At 52.3% G+C, this 21,044-nt stretch carries 21 protein-coding genes; 12 read left to right on the top strand and 9 right to left on the bottom strand.

Features of this window, described 5'->3' with window-relative positions:
- Positions 1-518 precede the first annotated feature (518 nt).
- Together QQZ17_RS01060 and QQZ17_RS01065 are read left to right on the top strand one after the other, a co-directional pair.
- Positions 519-1,220 carry a helix-turn-helix transcriptional regulator gene (locus QQZ17_RS01060; RefSeq protein WP_152406264.1) on the top strand — a complete coding sequence of 234 codons (702 nt, stop codon included), beginning with the start codon at positions 519-521 and terminating at the stop codon, positions 1,218-1,220.
- Between the two features lie 20 nt (positions 1,221-1,240).
- Positions 1,241-1,552, top strand: a complete 312-nt coding sequence (locus tag QQZ17_RS01065; RefSeq protein ID WP_152402341.1) for a hypothetical protein — start codon at positions 1,241-1,243, stop codon at positions 1,550-1,552.
- 27 nt (positions 1,553-1,579) lie between these two features.
- On the opposite strand, the gene rcnR is transcribed toward QQZ17_RS01065, so the two are convergent.
- The gene (gene rcnR, locus QQZ17_RS01070; RefSeq protein ID WP_042999451.1) at positions 1,580-1,852 is read right to left on the bottom strand and encodes a Ni(II)/Co(II)-binding transcriptional repressor RcnR; all 273 of its coding nucleotides are present in this window, start codon (positions 1,850-1,852) and stop codon (positions 1,580-1,582) included.
- 119 nt (positions 1,853-1,971) lie between these two features.
- Here rcnR and QQZ17_RS01075 point away from each other — a divergent pair, with 119 nt between their 5' ends.
- The 6 genes from QQZ17_RS01075 to QQZ17_RS01100 all read left to right on the top strand — a co-directional run bounded on the left by QQZ17_RS01075 (position 1,972) and on the right by QQZ17_RS01100 (position 9,642).
- Complete coding sequence (locus QQZ17_RS01075; protein WP_152402339.1) at positions 1,972-2,895, top strand: nickel/cobalt efflux protein RcnA; 924 nt, start codon at positions 1,972-1,974, stop codon at positions 2,893-2,895.
- Positions 2,896-3,729: 834 nt separating this feature from the next.
- Positions 3,730-4,263: a fimbrial protein gene (locus QQZ17_RS01080; protein WP_152402337.1), complete on the top strand. Its 534-nt coding sequence runs from the start codon at positions 3,730-3,732 to the stop codon at positions 4,261-4,263.
- Between the two features lie 52 nt (positions 4,264-4,315).
- Positions 4,316-5,074: a fimbria/pilus periplasmic chaperone gene (locus QQZ17_RS01085; protein ID WP_152402334.1), complete on the top strand. Its 759-nt coding sequence runs from the start codon at positions 4,316-4,318 to the stop codon at positions 5,072-5,074.
- Positions 5,055-7,607: a fimbrial outer membrane usher protein gene (locus QQZ17_RS01090; protein WP_284554096.1), complete on the top strand. Its 2,553-nt coding sequence runs from the start codon at positions 5,055-5,057 to the stop codon at positions 7,605-7,607. The genes QQZ17_RS01085 and QQZ17_RS01090 overlap by 20 nt, the downstream gene beginning before the upstream one ends.
- A 6-nt stretch (positions 7,608-7,613) precedes the next feature.
- Complete coding sequence (gene stbD / locus QQZ17_RS01095; RefSeq protein WP_152402330.1) at positions 7,614-8,951, top strand: fimbrial usher protein StbD; 1,338 nt, start codon at positions 7,614-7,616, stop codon at positions 8,949-8,951.
- Complete coding sequence (locus QQZ17_RS01100; RefSeq protein ID WP_152402328.1) at positions 8,917-9,642, top strand: fimbria/pilus periplasmic chaperone; 726 nt, start codon at positions 8,917-8,919, stop codon at positions 9,640-9,642. Before stbD ends, QQZ17_RS01100 begins: the two co-directional genes overlap by 35 nt.
- 15 nt (positions 9,643-9,657) lie before the next feature.
- Here QQZ17_RS01100 and QQZ17_RS01105 read toward each other — a convergent pair whose 3' ends face one another.
- The 6 genes from QQZ17_RS01105 to QQZ17_RS01130 form a co-directional block, all read right to left on the bottom strand.
- Positions 9,658-11,040: an amidohydrolase family protein gene (locus QQZ17_RS01105; RefSeq protein ID WP_152402325.1), complete on the bottom strand. Its 1,383-nt coding sequence runs from the start codon at positions 11,038-11,040 to the stop codon at positions 9,658-9,660.
- A 12-nt stretch (positions 11,041-11,052) separates the two neighbouring features.
- Positions 11,053-12,003: a carbamate kinase family protein gene (locus QQZ17_RS01110; RefSeq protein ID WP_152402323.1), complete on the bottom strand. Its 951-nt coding sequence runs from the start codon at positions 12,001-12,003 to the stop codon at positions 11,053-11,055.
- A gap of 88 nt (positions 12,004-12,091) precedes the next feature.
- Entirely contained in the window at positions 12,092-13,510 is a 1,419-nt protein-coding gene (locus tag QQZ17_RS01115) for a DUF1116 domain-containing protein (RefSeq protein ID WP_152402321.1), read from the bottom strand.
- Entirely contained in the window at positions 13,510-15,057 is a 1,548-nt protein-coding gene (gene fdrA, locus QQZ17_RS01120) for an acyl-CoA synthetase FdrA (protein WP_152402319.1), read from the bottom strand. Before fdrA ends, QQZ17_RS01115 begins: the two co-directional genes overlap by 1 nt.
- A complete protein-coding gene (locus QQZ17_RS01125; protein WP_152402316.1) occupies positions 15,047-15,910 on the bottom strand; it encodes a DUF2877 domain-containing protein in 864 nt (287 codons plus the stop codon). Before QQZ17_RS01125 ends, fdrA begins: the two co-directional genes overlap by 11 nt.
- Before the next feature lie 39 nt (positions 15,911-15,949).
- Positions 15,950-16,555, bottom strand: coding sequence for an ankyrin repeat domain-containing protein (locus tag QQZ17_RS01130; RefSeq protein ID WP_152402314.1), 606 nt, complete (start codon positions 16,553-16,555; stop codon positions 15,950-15,952).
- Positions 16,556-16,809: 254 nt separating this feature from the next.
- Between QQZ17_RS01130 and QQZ17_RS01135 the strand changes: the two genes are divergently transcribed.
- Positions 16,810-17,304: a DUF1097 domain-containing protein gene (locus tag QQZ17_RS01135; protein ID WP_152402312.1), complete on the top strand. Its 495-nt coding sequence runs from the start codon at positions 16,810-16,812 to the stop codon at positions 17,302-17,304.
- A 113-nt stretch (positions 17,305-17,417) separates the two neighbouring features.
- A complete protein-coding gene (locus QQZ17_RS01140; RefSeq protein ID WP_152402309.1) occupies positions 17,418-18,350 on the top strand; it encodes a LysR substrate-binding domain-containing protein in 933 nt (310 codons plus the stop codon).
- 39 nt (positions 18,351-18,389) lie between these two features.
- Here QQZ17_RS01140 and QQZ17_RS01145 read toward each other — a convergent pair whose 3' ends face one another.
- Both QQZ17_RS01145 and yjdI read right to left on the bottom strand, forming a co-directional pair.
- The gene (locus tag QQZ17_RS01145; RefSeq protein WP_152402307.1) at positions 18,390-18,662 is read right to left on the bottom strand and encodes a GNAT family N-acetyltransferase; all 273 of its coding nucleotides are present in this window, start codon (positions 18,660-18,662) and stop codon (positions 18,390-18,392) included.
- Between the two features lie 12 nt (positions 18,663-18,674).
- Positions 18,675-18,905 (bottom strand): 4Fe-4S mono-cluster protein YjdI, encoded by a 231-nt coding sequence (yjdI, locus tag QQZ17_RS01150; protein WP_152402305.1) that lies wholly within the window; start codon positions 18,903-18,905, stop codon positions 18,675-18,677.
- 814 nt (positions 18,906-19,719) lie between these two features.
- On the opposite strand from yjdI, the gene QQZ17_RS01155 reads away from it, so the two are divergent.
- The gene (locus QQZ17_RS01155) at positions 19,720-20,568 is read left to right on the top strand and encodes a winged helix-turn-helix domain-containing protein (protein ID WP_152402303.1); all 849 of its coding nucleotides are present in this window, start codon (positions 19,720-19,722) and stop codon (positions 20,566-20,568) included.
- Positions 20,561-21,043: a hypothetical protein gene (locus QQZ17_RS01160; protein ID WP_152402301.1), complete on the top strand. Its 483-nt coding sequence runs from the start codon at positions 20,561-20,563 to the stop codon at positions 21,041-21,043. Before QQZ17_RS01155 ends, QQZ17_RS01160 begins: the two co-directional genes overlap by 8 nt.
- Position 21,044 lies beyond the last annotated feature (1 nt).

Here is a 21,044-nt window from a genome sequence, read left to right on the forward strand (position 1 = left end):
GTGCGGTCATAGCTCAAAAATAAAATTTCTTATAAATCAATACACTTCCAGCTGAAAAAGATCATGTATTCTTAATTAAGACCATTTTAGATGCTTTATCACTCAGCACTCATTATTATTGTTTCACGTTTAAAAAACGGACAAACAGATAAATAGCATTACTTAATAAAAGACAAAAGCATTGTTACAATTGTTTCAGACAATTTAACATAAGTTCAACTTTTTGCCATTAATGCCATTTAGCGATAAAACTTAAACATTTTTGCAATATAGATTTTCCTGGTGGTTGTTACAAAATTCCTGGAGGCGTTTTTTCATGCTTCGCCCGTTGGAGAATGACCCCGATAGAAACCTGAATTGATACAGAGGCAACGCCCTAACAAAAGTCACGATTAAGAATAATAGCAATAAATAAATTTTCGGATTTTCTCTCTATCAAAGTTGCATTTTGTTGAGTATTGACATGTTTTAAAACGGATGAAATTATGAAATCATCTACGGATAGGGAGGCTCTCAATATGGGGCTGGACGTTAAATTAAAGAATTTGACATGCAGCAGTTGTACCTTGCATTGTAAAATAATGCCCGAAAAATCACCCCGCTTACAGTATTGTGCCAATGCTTGCTTTTGCATGTGGCCAGAAGAAAGCATTTATTTTAATAAGGGGGTCATTGAAGGGATTTTAAATAATAATCACAACGCCAGACTTAGTGGCTATATTTTTGTAGATTTCTCTATCAGCTTTTTACGCCTGTTTTTGGATATAGAGTGGATAGAATATCTCGCAAGCACGCGCATGGGCATTATTTTGATAAGCGATCGCAACATGCAGTCGCTCGCCAACTACTGGCGTAAAAAACATCCTGCGATTTCCGCCATCATTTACCACGATGACGGACTGGATGTCGCCAATGAGAAGATCCGCCAGGTGTTTATCGGACGGCATTTGTCGTTCACCAAAGGGAATACGTTGACGCAGATGGAGTTCACCATTCTGGGCCATATGGTTGCAGGCAGCAATCCGCACCAGATCGCTCAACTGTTGGACATGGATATCCGCAGCATCTACGCCTACAAGCAAAGAATTGAAAAAAGAATGGGTGGACGAATCAATTCGTTGTTTATTCACTCGCATCCGGTTTCTGGCGATAAGTCATCTTATCCGCTGTTGCTTAAAGAGACGGATGGTACAGCAGTGCATTTGCAAAGACGCAGATGAGTCCGACAACAGGGAACGAAATGGACAAGGGATATAAAGTGGGATACTACGAAGAAGAAACGCGCGCGCTGAGTGCGATATTGTTATCGCTCTTTACGGCACGTAATGAGCTCGCCTTTGGAGAGTTGGAGCGCTCTCTGCAAAAACTCGCCTTTCCACCTGCCGTGCGCAAGCTATGCGAAGAGGCGTTGCAAAGTCATAGTGAAGACGAAACCGATCGAACGAATGCCCGGGCGGTCTGCTGCCTGTTGCATGCGCTGGAATCCATTAGTGGCTATAAGCACGTTGAGCGCTATATTTCCCAGCGGAATCAGGCTGTAGTGTATTGCTAAGACACAGAGTCGGGACAACGTTCCCGGCTATTTTATATAGGAATCCAGAACCTTAAGAACCACGTCCAGATCCTCTTCTCGCTTCTCTTCATCACTCTGATGAACGATATGCTCGGTCAGATGCCCTTTGATCACTTCCCGCATTAATCCATTTACCGCCCCGCGTATCGCGGCGATCTGCTGCAACACAGCGGCACACTCATGGGGTTCGTCGAGCATTTTCTTCAGCGCAACGACCTGTCCCTGAATTTTGCTGGTTCGGGCTTTTAGTTTCTGCTTATCCCGGATGGTATGTGACATCGCAACACCTCATTAACATAAATCGTTGTGGATTATAGCATTACGCTGCTACTGGGGGGTAGTATTTGGTACTGGGGGGGGGTAGAATCTGGCAAAACAGGCAACTAAGAATCATTATCATGGGCGAATTTTCAACACTTCTTCAGCAAGGTAACGCGTGGTTTTTTATTCCCAGCGCGATTCTTCTCGGCGTGCTGCATGGACTGGAGCCCGGCCACTCGAAGACGATGATGGCGGCATTTATCATCGCCATTAAAGGGACCATCAAACAGGCGGTGATGCTGGGACTGGCGGCAACGCTCTCCCATACCGCCGTGGTCTGGCTGATTGCTCTTGGCGGCATGTATATCAGTCGGGCGTTTACCGCAGAGTCCGTGGAGCCCTGGCTGCAACTGATTTCCGCATTTATTATTCTGGGCACTGCGACCTGGATGTTCTGGCGGACGTGGCAGGGGGAGCGAAACTGGCTCACCGATATGCAGCATGACGACCACGCTCATGCCCCTCATCACGACCATGACCACGATCATCATCACGATCATCATCACGATCATCATGCTCACGATCATCATGACCACCACGATCACGCGCATCACGATCGCGAGCATCAGCACAACCACAACGTTCTGGCGGAACTGTCGGAAGGATCGAAAGCCTGGCAGGACGCCCACGAGCGCGCGCATGCCAGTGATATTCAGCGCCGTTTTCACGGCAAAGAGGTGACCAATGGGCAAATCTTGCTGTTCGGTCTGACAGGTGGGCTGATCCCCTGCCCCGCAGCGATTACCGTGCTGCTGATTTGTATCCAGTTGAAAGCCTTTACTCTCGGTGCAACGATGGTGCTCTGCTTTAGTCTGGGACTGGCTATAACGCTGGTGACGGTCGGCGTGGGTGCGGCAGTTAGCGTCCACCAGGTCGCCAAACGCTGGAGTGGATTCAACGCACTGGCAAGAAAAGCGCCCTATTTTTCCAGCCTGCTAATCGGTCTGGTCGGCCTTTATATGGGCATTCATGGCTACATGGGGATTGTTCACGCTTCCTGAAAATACGTTTCTGACGCACAGCGCCTGTCGCTGTGCTCACTCATCTTTCCAAAAAAACCTCATTTTTCTCGTTGTGAAGATAAGGGTTTGTCAGCGCAAAAGAATCAACGCGTACCGCATGGCACAAATTGCTGGTGAAAAAATTGTCAAAAGTCATCTCTTTCAGGGTCTGACACCGCGTTTTTTGCCATGAACCTGGCAAAAATGACGCGACATCAATTGCAGAGGAAAAAATTTTTTCTTGTTTTTTGATGTTGAGCAGTCCGCGATTACTGGAACCCCCGACATTAAGCTTCCAGAAACAACTCTGTAATCAAATAAAATTCTCATCCCTGAATGTCATCAGCAAAATAATTAGCACGGTGCACTATTCATTTTTCTTTATGTATAGCGTGTGAATTTTCCTGGTCCGGGAACCTGTCAGGCGGGAATACGCTTTTCACCCGGCGAAACACTTCAACATTAATCATCTAATAATCTAAAATTCCTAATAAAGCTACCGCCGATCTATTTCCAGATTTTAATAGACTCAACCTATCACCAGTAATCTATCTGTTCGTTTTAAACGATTTTCCTCTTTATGGATATTCTCGGTAATATCCACGCAGACAAATTAACTGATTAACCAGGGTGAATTTATTCTCGCTACGAAAATATAATCATTGCCGTTACGATATTCCTGATACAGGAAGCATTCACCTTTTAAGAAAATCACCAATTATTTTATTTTGTCCCCATTCCCGCACAGAGCCATCGCGATAAATGTCCCTGCGCATGGAAGAACCCTGTCCCGCAGGGTAAATCAACACGACTGAAAAAAATGGAGTTTATATTATGACCTTAAATCGTGCCTTCCTTTCGGCGCTGATGGCCTCTGCGCTCTTTTCCACGAATGCACTAGCCTCTGACAACACCATTACGTTTATGGGTGAAGTGAGTGACGAGACCTGTTCAATATCGGTAAATGGCTCTGATGCCTCTCCGGTGGTATTGCTGCCGACCGTGACGGCCACCGAACTGAATGCCAATCAGGTGGCTGGCGCGACGACATTTGATGTTGGTGTGAGCAACTGTACCGGCTCACCTTCTGGCGTGCAGATCTCAACGGTCTTCGTTGGCAACAACATCAGTTCAGCCACCGGGAACCTCGGCAGCACGGGCTCTGCGACAGATGTGGAGATCCAAATCCTCGATACCAGCGGCGATGAAATTGACTTCCGCAGCGCCTTTACCGGTACCGGCGACCTCTCTCTCGCCGCTAACAAGGACTCCGCGAGCGCGACCTATAAAGCTCAGTATTACAGCGGTGGTGCCGCCACCACCGGTACGGTGCTGGCCTCACTGCAATACGCCGTTTCTTATCAGTAAAAGTAGTCCTGGCGGGAATGAACTCCCGCCACCCACCTTCAGGGAAAATACAATGCGAACTTCTCATCGTTATCGTCCGTTTATTTCAGGTTGCCTGTTTCTCTTTTTTAGCGCCTGCTGTAGCCACGTGAATGCCAGTATTACGATGACAGGAACGCGTATTATTTATAATGGTGCAGCGAAATCTACCGATGTGCATCTGAAAAATAAAGATGCCATTCCCTATGTTGTCCAGAGCTGGTTCGATAACGGCAATATGGCCGATGGTCCGGATAAATCTGCGCAGGTTCCGTTTATTGCCACACCTCCGGCATTTCGTATTCAGTCTGGAGAAGGGCAAATCATTCGTATTGTTTACACCCGGGGGAAAGCATTACCTCAGGACAGGGAATCGCTGGTCTATTTTAATTTCATGCAGATCCCGCCCGCCAATGCCGGACAATCCGCGACCCACACAGAAAAACAAAACAGTCTGCTGATTATGTTGCGCAATCGGGTTAAACTTTTTTATCGCCCGGCAGGTCTCGTCGGCGATCCGCAAAAAATGCTGGAAAATCTGCAGGTCAAACGTATTAGCGGAAATAAAGAACTGGCGATAAGCATAAAAAATAACCAGCCTTATTTTGTCACGGTTGCGGTCCTGCAACCCGGTCGCTCATCGGAAATTCTGCACCCCAAAAACGACATGATTTCGCCCTTTGCCAGCGAAACGTTTCACTTTCCGCGTACCTCTGGCGCTGACGCACAGCGCGTACGCGTTACCTTGATCAACGATCAGGGAGCACGCATCAGTGCCGACTATCCGCTATAACGTCGTCGCGCCCCTGATAGGCCTGGCGTTAACCCCGGCGACGGCGTGCGCGGAATATTACTTTGACCCGGCGCTTTTGCAGGGTTCCGATGTGGGTAAGACACTGGATCTGGATCGCTTTAATCAGCGAGATGACGCGCTTTCAACGGGCAACTATGTGCTCGACGTCTATCTCAATAACCAGTTGATTCGTCACCAGGAGTCAATCACGCTGGTAAAACCGGAAGGCGACAATGCGCGGGTTCAGCCCTGTCTGTCACCTGAACTGATTGCCGCCAGTGCTATTCGTACAACGCAAAATTCTACGCCCGACGCGTGTCTGCCAATTGACAGTCTGGGACAGAAAATCAACTGGGAAGTGGATTTAAGCACGTTACGCCTGAACATGGTGATTCCTCAGGCGGGGCTGTTACATTCGCCAAGAGGCTTCATTCCGGTATCCGAATGGGATGCCGGTGAAACCGCGCTGTTTCTGCGCCACAACACCAATTTTTACCATACCGAAAACACGGACAGCCATCTGCGCTATGACTATCTGTGGAGCAATATCAACGGTGGGATCAACCTTGGCCTCTGGCAGGTTCGTCATCAGGGTAACCTGCGCTACGCCGATGACAATCAGACGGGAGGTCACTACAAATACAATGCGGTCGCCAGCTCGGTACAACGGCCTTTGCCGCAACTGGACAGCATCATTGCCTTCGGTGATAACTACACCAACAGCAGTCTGTTTGGCAGTCTGTCATTCAACGGCGTCAAGCTCAGCACCGATCAGCGCATGTGGCCACAGGGAAAACGGGGCTATGCGCCGGAAGTGCGCGGCGTCGCCACCACAACGTCCCATGTCGTTGTGCGCCAGCAGGGAAAAGTCATCTACGAGACCACTGTCGCGCCCGGAGCCTTCGTCATTAACGATCTGTACAACACCCGCGGTCAGGGCGATCTGACGGTCGATGTGATTGACGCCAACGGACAGGTATCGCGCTTTACCGTCCCCTACTCTGCCGTACCAGACTCGATTCGTCCCGGTAACTGGAACTACGAACTGGCGATGGGCTACGTTCGTCAGTACTACAGCGTGGAAAATAAGTTTATAGAAGGTGTGTTGCAGCGCGGGATGAGCAACGTGCTGACGGCCAACATGGGGTCGCGACTGGCGGATAATTATCAGGCCATTCTCGCGGGCGGCGTGCTGGCGACCTCTGTCGGCGCCTTCGGTCTGAACACGGTATTTTCCAGCGCCCGTGTAGAAAATGACGAGAAGCAACAGGGCTGGCGCGTCGAGGCGAGTTATAGTAAAACCTTCACCACCGGAACCAACCTGGTCCTCGCAGCGTATCGCTATTCCACCAGCGGCTATCGCGATTTGCAGGACGTACTCGGCGTGCGTCGCCAGGAAAAAAGCGGCACCACCTACTACTCCGACACGCTCAATCAGCGGAACAACTTCTCGGCGACCCTCAGCCAGCCGATGGGCAACTGGGGCATGCTGAGCTTTACCGGCAGCACGTCGGATTACTACAACAACGCCTCACGCATCACTCAACTACAGCTCGGCTACAGCAATAGCTGGCGGGATATCAGCTTCAATGTCAGCGCCGCACGCCAGCGTAGCACTTACTCCAGCCGCTACTTCAGCAGCGTCAACGATCGCGATTTCGATAATGAGAACCAGCGTAAATACACCGAAAACACCGTGTCGCTGGGGATTTCGATTCCGTTCGACTTTGGCTCCAGCCGTTCGCAGATCAATCTGGACATGAACCGCAGTCGCGACAGCCGGACGGCAACGGTCGGGATGAGTGGGACAACGGGCGAGAAAAGTACCACCTCGTGGGCGCTCTACAGCGGTATTGAGCACAACAATGATAGCGGCGACAGCTCAACCTGGGGCGGTAATATTGAACGCCGCACCTCCGTCGGTGCCTTCCGCGCCTGGGCCTCCCGGGGTGACAGCTATCAGCAGTATGGGTTGGGCATGTCCGGTACGCTGGTCGCCCATCGCGGCGGAATTACCGCTGGCCCGTATACCAGCGACACCTTCGCACTGGTAGAGGCCCCGGGCGCACGCGGTGCGACGATACGTAATGGTCAGGGCGCGACGGTAGACCGTTTCGGCTACGCGATCCTCCCGTCCCTAACGCCCTATCGCTATAACACCATCAGTCTCGACAGCCAGAATATGGCCGATGACGTCGAACTTCAGGGCGGCAGCAAGCGCCTTGTCCCCTATGCAGGGGCGATTTCCCGCGTGACGTTCAAGACCACTCACGGCAAAGCGACGCTGATCAATACCACCCTGCCCGACGGCAGCCTGCCGCCGATGGGCGCGGACGTCACGGACGGCAACGGTGACGACGTGGGCATCATGGGTCAGGGCGGCCAAATCTACGCCCGAATCGCCGCGCAGTCCGGCGTGCTGTTTGTTAAGTGGGGCAAAAATGCCGCTCAGCGGTGCCAGGTCTGGTATCAATTGCCGACGACGAGCGACACGCCGTTGTATCAACTCACGCTACCTTGTCGCCAGGAATGATGACTCATGAAATTATCCTCTGTCCTCCCGCTACTGCTGGTCGCTGTCGTACTGACACCGCCCGCATGGTCTGCCTGTAAAAGGGTGACCTCAGCCAACGACCTGTCGCAGGTGGCAAAAGACGCAGGCTACGTCGGCGCCAGTTGGGGTGGCGTTGGCGATAGCGAAGTAAAAGGCAAACTGGGATTGCCCGGCGTCATCACCTTAAGCAGCGGCACCGGCTTTCAGAGTGAAGGCACGCTGCTCGCCAGCTCAACGGCCAGCTTTGTGCCTAACGGCCGCACCCAGGGCGTCAACGCCAACCAAATCTATTTCCGCTGTGATGTCGCAGAAATCGGCAAAGTGTATGAGTATTACGCCACCAACGGCGATGACGCCTGGGGCGGCAGAGAAGCGGTTGCGGGTATTGAAGGCGCGTACTACACCTACGTCAAAAACGTGGCGCTCCGACTGACGAACCTGAAAACCGGGCAATACTACTCGCGCTACTGGAAAACACGCCTCATCCCTGAAAGCGAGATGTTTAATGACGGGACCTATATTTACATCCCGGGCAGCGCCTTCAGCGATGTTTTCGTTGAGCTTTTTCGGGTTGATGACGCGTCGAAAGGCGTGAACGGTTCAAATCGCTATGGCTATACCTACGCGGGGCCGGCGGGCTATATCGCCTTTCACGGCGGTGGCATGAGTTCCGGACTCTTTGACGGCGCAGACAGCAGAACCAATTACGACGGCTGGGGTGCCATGCAGTGGCCAGGCGGCTGGACGCTCACCAGTCAAAGTTACTTTGTGCGCGGCGCCGCCTGTCGGATCGACGACTATCCCGCCATCGTCCGCCTGCCGCCGATTAGCGTTGGTGAACTGAGCGGCGGCGGCACGGCGCAGACGCCCTTTAACATCACCGTCGAATGCGAAACCGGCGCGATTTCCAGTACCGCGGTCTCGACCACCAGCAAAGCGAATGTGGCGATGGGGTTTCTGGTGAATAACCTGACGGCGGCGAATGCGGCGAACCAGTTAGGGCTCAAGACCGGATCGGGGGCCTGGACCTGGCTGCTCGATAACCATTACGGTGCCAGCGGCGTGGCGTCCGGCGTAGGCATTCGTATTTACAGCGAAAAACTGGGCGGTAGCGCCATCAACCTGTTGCCGAATCTGACGGCGACCGCGACGGGCAACGCCGGAGGGTGGTATGGCTATGCCGATTTAACCAGTAAAACCTCAAGCGGTTCGACCGAATTTTACAACGGTGAATTCACCGCCTCGCTGGAAGCAATTCCTGGCGAAGCCATTACAGCAGGATCAGTTTATGCACAACTTCAGGTGGTGGTTAGCTTTCAGTAGCGCGTTGCTACTGAACGTTCTGCCGTTCTCCAGCCACGCGGTAGTGAATAGCGAAGTGACCCGAGTGATTTTTAATGCCGGTGACAAAAGCACGTCGCTGGCGCTGATTAATTCCCCGCAGCAGCCGGCACTGGTTCAGGTCTGGACCGATACGGGCAATCCGTCGAGCCAGCCCAACGAGGAGACGACGCCCGTCATCGCGCTGCCGCCGGTGTTTAAAATGCAGCCCGGCGAGTTGCGCAGCATTACGCTGCAACTCACCGACACCGCCGCCCTGCCGCGCGATCGTGAAGCGCTTTACTGGCTGAATGTGTATCAAATTCCCCCCATGACGCAGACCGATGCGCAGGCGGCACAAAAAGTGGTACTGCCATTACGCATCCGCATGAAGCTGTTTATCCGTCCGCAGGGCATTGGCGTGCTCCAGGAAAGCGACGCAGAAAAGCTGCGCGTGACGTATGCTGGACCACAGAATCAGTTGCAAATAACCAACCCTACCCCGTGGCATATCACGCTGGCCGGAATAAGCTGTGAAGCCGGCAGTGCAAGCGGCGTCATGATCGCACCGCTTTCTACTGTCCCGGTACCGCTACAGGGACGTGGTGCGCCGTGTTCGTCGATCCGCTATGACGCGATCAACGATCACGGCACTGCCTGGCACTACGAAAAAACCGTCTCGTCGCAACCGTAGCGGGCTCTCCCCCGTTTAGCGTGCGACGCTTCCCCACACCAGTTGTCCCTTATGGAATGTGGCGCTTCGTGGTGAAATTCGTGCAACCGTCTCGGCAGAACAGGAGGCGTCCACCAGCACAAAGCTGGCGTCATCCTGCACTTTCGGCCAGACACGCTCACCTTTCTCGTTCAACGGCAGCACGTTACCTGTCGCAAGGAACAGCGCGCGGGAAAGGCTTTGTTCATTGGGACGGATATAGAGCTGGGCGTAAAGGTTAGCCTTCTCCAGCATGTCGCCCAGACCGTAAGGCGACCAGTGGTCGATCACGCTGTCCGTGCCGGTCATCACCATCACGCCGCTATCGTGCAACTGCTTAAGCGGCATATGCAGCGTGCCAATCGGCACCGTTGACGCGATGGATATTTGCTGTGCCGCCATGCGTGCGGCAATCTCATCAACCTGCTGTGCATTCATCGTCGCCAGCGCAAAGGCGTGGCTGATGGTCAGCTTGCCCTTCAGTTGCGGCGTTTTCTCAACCGTTTCAACCATATACTTCACCGCCGCGACGCCCGCCGGGCTGGTTTCATGCAGATGGATGTCCACGCCCTTGTTATAATCGAGAGCGATCTGGAACATAGTATCGAGAGATTTTTCCATCGCGCCGTCGACGTTAGTCGGATCCAGCCCGCCGACATAGTGCGCGCCGGCCTGCATCGCTTCACGCATCAATGGTTCTGATTTCGATAACAACAGGCCGTGCTGTGGGAACGCCACGATTTCACAATCGAAGCCCGCTTTACGCCGTGCCAGTACCGCCTGCAAATTCTCGAGATTTTTGAGGCCAGAGACCGGTTCGATATTGCAGTGGCTGCGCGCCACGGTGGTCCCTTTCGACTGCAGCAGGTCGATCAGCTTTTCGGCATGTTCCTGCGTATAGGGCTGCAGTTCTGGCAACAGTTTTTGCTCAAGTTTGATCATGTCCTGAATGGTCGTGCCTGCCGGACGGTTCAGCGAACGCCACGGCCCGCCGTAGAACGTTTTGTCGAGGTGGATGTGCATGTCGCGCGTGGTCGGCAGCATCAGTTTGCCGCCCGCATCGTAATGCGGCAGCGTGGCGTCCGGATGACTTTTGTTGTCGCGCAGCGCGACAATTTTGCCCGCCTGAATCTCCACGGTTTGCAGCGCCGTACGCGTGTGAACCGCGACCGTGCCCTCATAGTCAAAGCCCGTCTCAAGCAGGACGTTGTCGAGGTAGTAATGGGTATCGTTAATCGTCATGGTGCCTCTGGCGTCACAGGTTGCTGCACCAGAGGTTGCCGCATAGGCGACCGGCGCGCCAGCACTCAATAGCGCGGCGGCGGTGACCATCTTCCCGCTCTGGCTCAAAAACTCACGGCGGCTTTTGTTTTCCTTCATCGTTGCTTCCTGTTATGAATGGACGATATGGGTGCCCGTCTCGCCGCGAATGGCCGCAGGCAAGCACTCAGGCGTAGTGATGATGACGCGTTTGCCGCCGTGCTGGAGGAAAGCCAGGCTGGCGATAATTTTTGGTAGCATACTGCCCGGCGGGAAGTGACCTTCCTGCATATAACGGGTCATCGTAGGGATGTCGACCCAGTCCAGCGCCTGCTGTTCGGGTTTGCCAAAGTGAATGCACACCTTCTCAACGCCGGTGGTGACAACCAGAATGTCCGCCTGAATCTCGCGCGCCAGCAGCGCGGTAGAGAGATCTTTATCGATAACCGCATCGACGCTCTGATAATCGCCCTGCTCGCCGCGCACCACCGGGATCCCGCCGCCGCCCGCGCCAATAACGACAAAGCCCTTCTGAGTCAGTGCCTTAATCGCTTCCGACTCAACAATGCGCTTCGGTTCAGGTGACGCGACAACCCGACGGTAGCCGCGCCCGGAATCTTCCACAAACCGCCAGCCAGGGTTAACCCGCTGTAATTCATCGCGCTGGGCTTCGCTAAAGAACGCACCGATGGGTTTAGTGGGATGGGTAAATCCCGGATCGTTTTTATCCACCTCCACCTGGGTGACGACGGTGACGGCTTTCTGCTCGCCGCGCTTCGCCAGTCGGTTATTCAGCGCCTGCTGGATCAGATAGCCAATTCCCCCCTGCGTATCGGCGACACAGTTTGCCAGCGGCGTCAGCGGTAGCCCTTCACGTTCATGAGCGATCTCCGCGCGGCGCAAATCCAGTCCAACCTGCGGGCCGTTGCCGTGGGTCAGCACAATATTGTAGTCCGATGCCAGCATCTCCAGTACGGTATCGGCGACGGCTTTCACCGCCTCGGCCTGATGTTCAACCGACTGGCTGGCGTTATCTTTGATAATGCTGTTGCCACCAATGGCAACGACCACAAGTTCTTTCATCGTGTAGGTTTCCGGTACAGAGTGTGATGGGATTATTGTGTGTGTTGAGAAAGAACCCCCGGCTCAGAAAGCGCCGGGGGGTGAGTGGTTATGCGCCGTAGCGTTCGCACCAGCTCAGGATCGCTTTTTCGAAGCAGGCAAACGGCGGGTGGACAATCCCGGCGCCAATCATGCCGATACCGGCATCTTTATGCGCAATCGCGGTGTTGATCACCGGCAGAATGCCGCTGCTACCGACGCGGGTAATGTCGATCGCCGTCGGTATCCCCATAAAGCCCAGTAACGGAATGGTGACGTTCGGGTTTTCGCCCAACGTGATTTCACGCATCTGTCGGGAGAAATCGACCGCCTCTTCCACCGTTCCGCCGACCAGTGCAACGATAGCCGGTGCCGTGGCCATCGCAAAACCGCCGATGCCGTAGGTTTCGGTAATCGCACTGTCGCCAATATCCAGACCAGAGTCTTCCGGCTTGTACCCTGCGAACATGGGGCCAATCACCTGCTGTGCCGGACCGGTAAACCACTGACCCGGCAGGCCGCTAACCCGTAGCCCAAACTCCACGCCGTTACGTGCCATCGTGGTTACCACCGTGCTGTATTCGATACCGTGCGCCGCGTCCATTGCCGCTTTACACAGCGCCATCCACGTCGGGCCGGAGAAGTAGTCGCTGCTGGCAACAAAGTCGAACACTTCACGCTGTTGTTCAACCGGGTAACCGGCCTGAATGATGCCCGGCGTCAGCGCCTGAATCAGCAGCGTGGTGCCCGCGTTGTTACGGTTGTGGCACTCATCGCCCATATGTAGCGCCTGTGCCAGCATTAAGCGCAGATCGATTTCACCGATAATCTTCATCGCATCGCGCAGCATGGGCCCCTGCACGTCACGCATCCAGTTCAGACGGTCGATCACGCTCTGGTCGTTGGCTCCCATACGCAGGATCTTCGCCATCTGCTCACTCATGTTGGTGTACGCAATGTTGCCGTAAGTTTTGTTTTCGACAATGTGCATAAACATGGAAGCAGAAGTGACACCCGCCATCGAACCGACGCAGTCATGCTCGTGGCACGGCGAGAAGATAATCTCACCGGAGGCCGCCAGCTCAGCGGCTTCATCAATATCTTTTGCCAGCCCTTCAAATACCAGCGCGCCGGTGACCGCACCTTTCATCGCGCCGCACATTTTTTCCCATGTAACGGGCGGACCGGCGTGGAGAATGGTTTTCGACGTCATGCCCGGCACAACGTTGATCGCCTGATCAAAACCAATCAGCACCGGATGTGACTGAATGATCCGCTCCAGCGCCTGCTGGTTCGCAGCGGCGATTTTCTCCGCCAGCGGCGAATCGGCAATGCTGTCCAGCGCCTTCACCACCTGCATGTTGCCCTGGCCCGGCGGCGTCCAGTCAAGTTGGGTGACATCGACATGCTGTTTTTTCAGATCGTCGCTAAACATTGCGATACCCACGTTGATGACGTTCAGCGGTTGGGTAAACAGTGACTGGCTCATCAGGCTTCCTCCCCTTTGCAGATAAATTCACGCGCCAACAGACCGGTATTGGTGCTGCTGCTTGCCAGGATCACGCCCGCGTCGCTCAGCATCTGGCTCTGTTTTTCCAGCGACGGGGCATCGAGATCGGTGCCTAACACATAGGCGAGGATCGTAAGCTCACGCCCCTCAGCGGCGGCGATCGCTTTCGCCTCTTTGATCGCATCGATCGTGGAACCAACCGGATCCTCGTGCGAGCCAAAGCCAAGCACAAAATCCATCACGATCACACCCACTTGCGGATCTTTGGCCTCCTGCAGCAGACGGCTGATACGGTTGGTGGGGTCGATCATCGGGTGCGGCTTACCGTTGGTGAAGTCGTCATCGCCAAAGTCGAGGAAGGTGTGCTTAACGCTGCGATTCAGATCCGCCAGGCGGAAGGCCGGATCGGGCTGAATATTGCTGTAGACGTCGCCATGTTTTTCCATCACCGCAAACATGGTTTCATCACACAGCGTGCCGCCGCAGAACAGACCGCGAATGTACTTCTGTTGCGGGGTCAGACGCGCGCGCACTTCGGCAATCAGCGTCTCGTTCAGCGAATGCAGGTTTAACGATTCTTTCTTCACGCCGCTCAGTAGCACCGCTTTCAGTGCCGCCTCTTTCGTCCCGCGAGCATACTGCAGACCCTGCTCGTCAGCTGGCGGTTCTGCGCGCCCAAGGAAGCAGGCCACGACGGGCTTACGGCAGGCACGCGCACGCTCCAGTACCTTACGCGCGACTGCCGGGGCTGGCGGTTTTGAGATCAGCGCGATGATTTCCGTTTCCGGGTCGTCTTCCAGCATTGCGATGGCGTCCAGCATCATCAGGCCGCCGATTTTCTCACTCAGATCGCGTCCGCCGGTGCCAATCAGCTGCGAAATGCCGCCGCCAAATTCATGAATGCGTACGCTCAGTTCCTGGCTACCGGTCCCCGAGGCGCCCACAATGCCAATGTTGCCGCGACGGACCGCGTTGCCAAAGCACAGTGCAGCACCGTTGATGATCGCCGTACCGCAGTCCGGCCCCATCATGAGCAACCCTTTTTCGTGCGCCAGCTGTTTGAGCGACAGTTCGTCTTCAACAGAGACGTTGTCAGAAAACAGCATCACGTGCAGATCGTTTTGCAACGCCTGGCGCGCTTCACGGGCAGCAAACAGGCCGTTAACCGAAATTACCGCCAGATTGCTGTCCGGAATATGTTTTTTCGCACTGGCCAGCGTGGCATAACGCGCTTCGTGCGAGCCGCTTTCCGCTTTTTTGCTGAACAACTCCTCAATGGCCGCCAGCGTCCGATCGTTGTCTGCGCCGTCTTTGCCGTTAATCACAATCATCAGGTCGCCGTTTTTCGCCTCAGCCAACTCCGGCGTCAACAGCCCCAGATTTTTTAGCACCCCTTTGTTCATCTCGGTCGCCATCGCCACAAACGCCTGATCGACGCCGTCGAGTTTATTGGCGCGGGTGGAAATGGACATAAGCGACACGGAATCAAAATAGGTATTCTTTTTAATGACTATCTTAACTGACATAATTCCCTCCATATATTTGGCTCAGCGCGCAGGCATCCGCCATGCCATACAGCATGTCGCAACCGGAACTTGAGCCAATATTTTTAATATTGGCAATAGACTGGATAGAAAAGCCGTTGGGTTCATTAATCATGCAGCGAATAAACCCGGCAATATTTTCGCGATAACGTTGTTCAAATGCCGCTTCCAGCGTAATCGCGCTAAGCAGCGTGGTATTTTCCCTGCCCAATTGCAGTGCCGAACAAAATGCCTCCTTGTATTTTCCCGCCGGATGACCAGCAATAAATAAAATAATGCTCAGACCAACCAGATAATCGTCTGCGGAGGGCGTCAGGCCAATACCTAACCCCATCATCTGGATTACCGCGGGCGCAATTTCGATTCCTTTTCGCATTGCACGTAATAACGTATTTCGTCGAAGCTGTAGTTCGTGGCAAATTGCCTGATAAAATGGATTATCTCCACGCCAGAGAAATAATGTCTCATTCTCCTGTAACTGTTGATGGATTAGTTCGCTCCACCGTTGCCAGGGAATTTGCCGGAACCTTTCGGGACTCAGCTGCAGTTTCGGCATGTGCCAGTCATGACAGGATGTCTTGTCTATCCATTTATCATCACCCACCGTTATTCCCGAAGGATGAAACTGAACCAACTCACCAGGCCGGAACAGACCGTCAAAGTGGGTGAGTGCTAACCGGGCGCTATTGGGCGCGTTGTCATACTCTTCACACAGCAGCGTCAGTAGTTGGTGCTGTGCCGGGAGATACAGATTGACCGCCCGGGAAAAGACCTGTTCGACCCGCCCACTACCGCGTTCGCAGAGAAAGCCCGCATCCGCAGTTAGCGCTTGCACACACCGCCGTCGTGGGGTGTCGATAACGTTTCTCCTTCGTCAGGCTCCTGCGGCAATCAGCAATTGGGCGATCGCCTCAAAGCCTTTTTCCCGTGCCAGTTCCAGCGGCGTTTTACCGTATTTATCCGTCATATGTGGACTGGCCCCCTTTTCCAGCAGTAAGGCAACTATCGCCTGCTGCGTAGCACCGCCGTCATTCAGCACAATGGCTTCCAGTAGCGGCGTCCAGCCAACAAAATTGGTATGATTCACATTAATCGTCGTCTGCGTTAATAGCTCGTTGACGATATCAAGATGGCCTTTTTCACAGGCGGGCGTTAATCCCACGCCGCCAAAACGCGTTAATCGATTAAGATCGGGCCTGGCTGCTAAAATTAAGCGTAAAAGAGTGAGATCGTTATTCAGACAGCTCAGTAGAAAAGGATTTAAACAGGTCTGATCCTGCTGATTAATATCCGCGCCTGCGCTAATTAACGCCGTAACACAGTCATATTTTTTATGCAGGCTCGCCAGAATAATGGCCGTCTGCCCCTGGCGGTTACAGGTATTCACATCCACTCCCTGTTCCAGACAGGCGGTTAATTTCTTTACATCACCCTGCTGCGCAGCCATTAGGTAGTCTGTCATCAGACTGGTATTTGTCATGATCATTCCCCTGATTTTTGTGGCTGTATCTGATGGACTGAGAATAGCAACGAAATTTATAGAAAAGAACCCGCTTAAATTTTATTCGCCATAAGCGGATTAATTATTGAATGGTTTTTAACAATCCGCACAGACTGTGCTGTAGTGCACCCTTTATTTCTTTGCTGCTATTCCCCTTAACTCAATCGGGTTTTCTTTCTATATAGTTGCTGGACGAAACCACTCTATCCAGACGTTAATAACGGGAGATAAAGATGAACGGACTCACCGCAACAGGCATTACTGTCGGCATTTGTGCAGGTCTCTGGCAGATGGTGTCCTCGAGGGTTGGGCTGGCTCCAGGCTGGGAATTACTGGGCACCATTGGCTTTGTCGCGTTTTGCAGCTTCTATGCTGCCGGGGGGAGCAAGGCGGGGTTTGTGAAAAGCCTGTTTGTGAACTACACCGGTGCCGTCTGGGCCTTTCTGGCGGCGCTGGCCTCCGGATGGCTGGCTTCCGCGAGCGGGCTTTCTTCGTTCTGGGCAGGTGTGGTCATGACCGTACCGTTTTCCGCCGTCATCGTCTGGCAGGGGCGCTTCTGGTTAACCTCGTTTATTCCTGGCGGTTTCCTTGGCATGACGCTGTTTTTCGCCACCGGGCTGAACTGGACGGTGACGCTACTGGGTTTTTTAGCCGGGAACTGCGTGGGTTTCATTTCGGAGTACACCGGGCGGAAACTGAGTGAATCCACGTCGAAAAACCGTGCCTGAACCCGACTCAGGTATTAAAAGTTATTCAAAAGTGATTGCTCAATGGCAAGCACAGCCAATACAGTCATCTCCGGGGAGACGCGACGACCGCCGATCGGAACAGGAACCAGTGCATGAATTCAATTTTTACGGAAGAAAACCTGTTGGCCTTTACCACAGCCGCTCGTTTTGGCAGTTTCAGCAAGGCGGCGGAGGAGCTGGGCCTGACGACTTCAGCCATCAGCTATACGATCAAACGAATGGAGGCGGGTCTTGATGTGGTGCTGTTTACCCGCAATACCCGCAGTATTGAACTCACCGAGTCGGGGCGCTACTTTTTTCGCAAGGCCACCGACCTGCTAAACGACTTTCATGCCATTAAGCGCAGCATTGATACCATTGCGCAGGGCATTGAGGCGCGGGTGCGTATTTGCATTAATCAGCTCTTATATACGCCAAAACATACCGCGCGATTGCTCCAGGTGCTGAAGAAGCAGTTTCCGACCTGCCAGATTACGGTCACCACCGAAGTGTATAACGGCGTCTGGGACTCCATCATCAACAACCAGGCCAATATTGCCATCGGCGCGCCCGACACGCTGCTGGACGGCGGCGGTATTGATTACACTGAAATTGGCGCCATTCGCTGGGCATTTGCGATCGCACCGGATCACCCGCTGGCTTTCATGCCAGAGCCGATCGCCGAAAGTCAGTTGCGCCTCTACCCGAATATCATGGTGGAAGATACCGCGCATACCATTAATAAAAAGGTGGGCTGGTTGCTGCATGGTCAGGAATCGATTCTCGTGCCGGATTTCAATACCAAATGCCAGTGTCAGATCCTCGGTGCAGGAATTGGCTTTCTACCGGACTACATGGTGCATGAAGCGATGGAAGATTCGCTGCTGGTCACGCGGCAGATCCATAATCCACGTCAGGATTCGCGGATGCTGCTCGCCACCCAGCACTCCGCCACCGGTCAGGTGACCCAGTGGATCAAAAAGGAGTTTGGACCGCAGGGGATATTAACCGGCATCTATCAGGATTTACTGCATCGGGAAGGGTAAATTTAGCCGGACTGCTCAGGCGCATTGTCCGGCATGTTATCAGGCCCGAATATCGTCATACTCACGCGTTTTATCAAACTCATGTTTGGCAAACGGACAAAGAGGGATAACTTTGCGATTCTCGCGGCGCATTTTCTCCACCACTTTCGCCACCAGTTGTTTTCCGACGCCTTGTCCTTTCAGACTGGCATCGACATCAGTATGCTCGATAATGCTTAAATGCTCACCGGTCGGAACAAAAACGATTTCAGCGACCTGATTCCCCTGCGCATCATTGACATAGAATTTATTGTGGCCTTCCCGTATTTCCATCTTTCCCTCGCTTTATTTATGACGATATTGCAGCGCCCCGCTTGGGCAGGTATCGATAACCCTGGTCACCGTTGAAACATCAACTTCATCAGGCATGATCCACGGTTTGCGTTTCAGATTGAAAAGGTTAGCACTACCGCGTACACAATTTCCGGAATGCTGGCAAATCGACGTATTGAAGTAAACATCGATTTTCTCACCGGTATAGACGCGGTAACCCGCATCCTCAAGTTGCTTATCCATGACATTGCCTCTTTTTTTGTTTATCCCCTAAGCATAGCCCGTGAATGCCCCCCGCCACCACTTTAATGTTAGATGAGTAAATACTCACCTTTCCCTTATCACTAAGAATAAAAAACCGGTTATGGAGATATTTAAGACTTTATATTATGCATTTCACAGTATTTAAGGTTATTCGCTCTAATTGACTATTTGATGCTGTGTCGGCATAATATCTTATTCAAATAAACGATTTAAAAACCCTTGTTTTCATTAAAAAAATACTAATCAAGAAGCGTGATTACATAAAGGGAAGATTGTCTGATGATGAATCTTAAATCAACGTGTTGAAACAGATTCCTACTCCGTTTTTTCCACGCAATTGATAGTCAGGCAGTCGAAATGACGTATTTATAAGCGGAAAGTCATCGACTAACGCCATTTGGGACAGAATACCAGCAGGAGTCACTACAAAATGAACATAACAAGTACAATATATTTATTCGCTTCTCAAGTCCAACACCTGATAATCAAACTAACTGTTTGATCTTTTTGACATAAGATCAACATTTCCGCAATGCGGCAGTAATCAATCCGAGTTTAATCATTGAAATGCTCAGACGATTACACTACCGGATTAAACATAGCGGCAGAAACCACTAGTTTTATTAACAAAATTCCTTATTGTCTATATACATATGTGAAACTACAGCACAAAAACATTAGTTTCATAAATCAAACGGCTACTGTGTTCGCATATAGTATATGTAATACTATGCTCAGAATTTTCTACACTTAAGTCTCTACTCTTTATAACTTTCGCACATCGTGAACCTATATGTACTGGATTATTAACGATAATATTGAATTCAGACCTGACAGTAAAAAGTTAATTTCTGTGACTAATCCAGAAATTAACGTCGTTTTGACAACGCCTGCCAGCCGTTGTCTGCTTTTGCTGCTTGAGGCTTCGCCGGACGTGGTCACTCAGCAGGAGTTTTTCAAAAAGGTGTGGGAAGATGAAGGAATGCTGGTTCCAGCAAACACCCTTTATCAGAATATCTCTATTGTCCGTCGTGGGCTACGCGCCGTCGGTGAGACCGACCGAATCCTGGTCGCCACGGTACCGCGCAAAGGGTTTCAAATCGACAAAAGCGTTAAAATCGCCCGCGTTGCGGCAGATCAGGCTGATGAAGTGGTCTCTGAAACCCTACAGGGTGAGGATGAACTGGATGTCGAGTACCACGCTGACGCTGAGCCGGAGTTTACACCGGAAGAAACTGCACTTCCTGCCCATACGGTAACGGTGAGTAAGCGCAGCAGATTGCCCCTCTTCGTCGGTATCATCGCCATGGCAGCGGCATTTTTCATCGGTGCAATCGGCATGAACTTTGCCTGGCACTTTAGTGATACGAAGCCTTTCTTCGCTGGCTATACCTTCGTCGAGCAGGACAAAGGCTGTCATTTCTATATCACGGATGACAGCCACGATAATAAAAACAGTTATGCACGCTTCAAGACGTTGATTTTGGGTTCTGGCCTCGATTGCGAAAAGTATCCCTGGGTGTACTTTCCGCTGTCACAAACGTCTCCCGGATTAGCCGTTCTTGTCTGTCGCAAGAATTACCTGAAATCAGCTATTCCGGGTTGTATCACACTCTCTTTTCGTGGAGTAGGAAGTGAGTAAAAAAACGATCATGATGATGAGTGCGGTGTTTTTACTCGCGGGTGTGCTCATCGGCGCGATATACAATGTTCTTATGGCTAAACATTACGATAAACAGGAATGTTCGATGTCGCTGGTGGTATTTCATAAAAACGCGCGCGCAAATATTACGCTGAATTACATGTATTCCCTGAAGAATCAGAACGGCATCGTGGCCGTCAGCGGGACCTACATTGAAGATAACAAACTTAAAGGACGGATCAGACGAGATGTCGCCTATAACTGGACAGAAAACCAGGATTCGTATCACTTACACTCAACCAGAATCAATAAGTTCGAAATCATCGAGACGTTACCGGATGCGTTATTAGCCAATATTCTGCCTGATTTCTACGTCTATCCCGATAAGAATGTGAGTTACTCTATTCTCAATCAGGGCGTCCACGGGTTCCTGTTTACCATCGGAAAACGCCCCCTGTTATACTGCGCCCGCTAAA

Origin of the sequence: Citrobacter sp. T1.2D-1, from assembly GCF_950098555.1 — a bacterium.
Taxonomy (GTDB): Bacteria; Pseudomonadota; Gammaproteobacteria; order Enterobacterales; family Enterobacteriaceae; genus Citrobacter_A; species Citrobacter_A telavivensis.

Coding starts and splice junctions, on each gene's coding strand:
- QQZ17_RS01060 (WP_152406264.1), top strand. CDS start 519: ATGGGGCTGGACGTTAAATTAAAGAATTTGACATGCAGCAGTTGTACC.
- QQZ17_RS01065 (WP_152402341.1), top strand. CDS start 1,241: ATGGACAAGGGATATAAAGTGGGATACTACGAAGAAGAAACGCGCGCG.
- rcnR (WP_042999451.1), bottom strand. CDS start 1,852: ATGTCACATACCATCCGGGATAAGCAGAAACTAAAAGCCCGAACCAGC.
- QQZ17_RS01075 (WP_152402339.1), top strand. CDS start 1,972: ATGGGCGAATTTTCAACACTTCTTCAGCAAGGTAACGCGTGGTTTTTT.
- QQZ17_RS01080 (WP_152402337.1), top strand. CDS start 3,730: ATGACCTTAAATCGTGCCTTCCTTTCGGCGCTGATGGCCTCTGCGCTC.
- QQZ17_RS01085 (WP_152402334.1), top strand. CDS start 4,316: ATGCGAACTTCTCATCGTTATCGTCCGTTTATTTCAGGTTGCCTGTTT.
- stbD (WP_152402330.1), top strand. CDS start 7,614: ATGAAATTATCCTCTGTCCTCCCGCTACTGCTGGTCGCTGTCGTACTG.
- QQZ17_RS01100 (WP_152402328.1), top strand. CDS start 8,917: ATGCACAACTTCAGGTGGTGGTTAGCTTTCAGTAGCGCGTTGCTACTG.
- QQZ17_RS01105 (WP_152402325.1), bottom strand. CDS start 11,040: ATGAAGGAAAACAAAAGCCGCCGTGAGTTTTTGAGCCAGAGCGGGAAG.
- QQZ17_RS01110 (WP_152402323.1), bottom strand. CDS start 12,003: ATGAAAGAACTTGTGGTCGTTGCCATTGGTGGCAACAGCATTATCAAA.
- QQZ17_RS01115 (WP_152402321.1), bottom strand. CDS start 13,510: ATGAGCCAGTCACTGTTTACCCAACCGCTGAACGTCATCAACGTGGGT.
- fdrA (WP_152402319.1), bottom strand. CDS start 15,057: ATGTCAGTTAAGATAGTCATTAAAAAGAATACCTATTTTGATTCCGTG.
- QQZ17_RS01130 (WP_152402314.1), bottom strand. CDS start 16,555: ATGACAAATACCAGTCTGATGACAGACTACCTAATGGCTGCGCAGCAG.
- QQZ17_RS01135 (WP_152402312.1), top strand. CDS start 16,810: ATGAACGGACTCACCGCAACAGGCATTACTGTCGGCATTTGTGCAGGT.
- QQZ17_RS01140 (WP_152402309.1), top strand. CDS start 17,418: ATGAATTCAATTTTTACGGAAGAAAACCTGTTGGCCTTTACCACAGCC.
- QQZ17_RS01145 (WP_152402307.1), bottom strand. CDS start 18,662: ATGGAAATACGGGAAGGCCACAATAAATTCTATGTCAATGATGCGCAG.
- yjdI (WP_152402305.1), bottom strand. CDS start 18,905: ATGGATAAGCAACTTGAGGATGCGGGTTACCGCGTCTATACCGGTGAG.
- QQZ17_RS01155 (WP_152402303.1), top strand. CDS start 19,720: ATGTACTGGATTATTAACGATAATATTGAATTCAGACCTGACAGTAAA.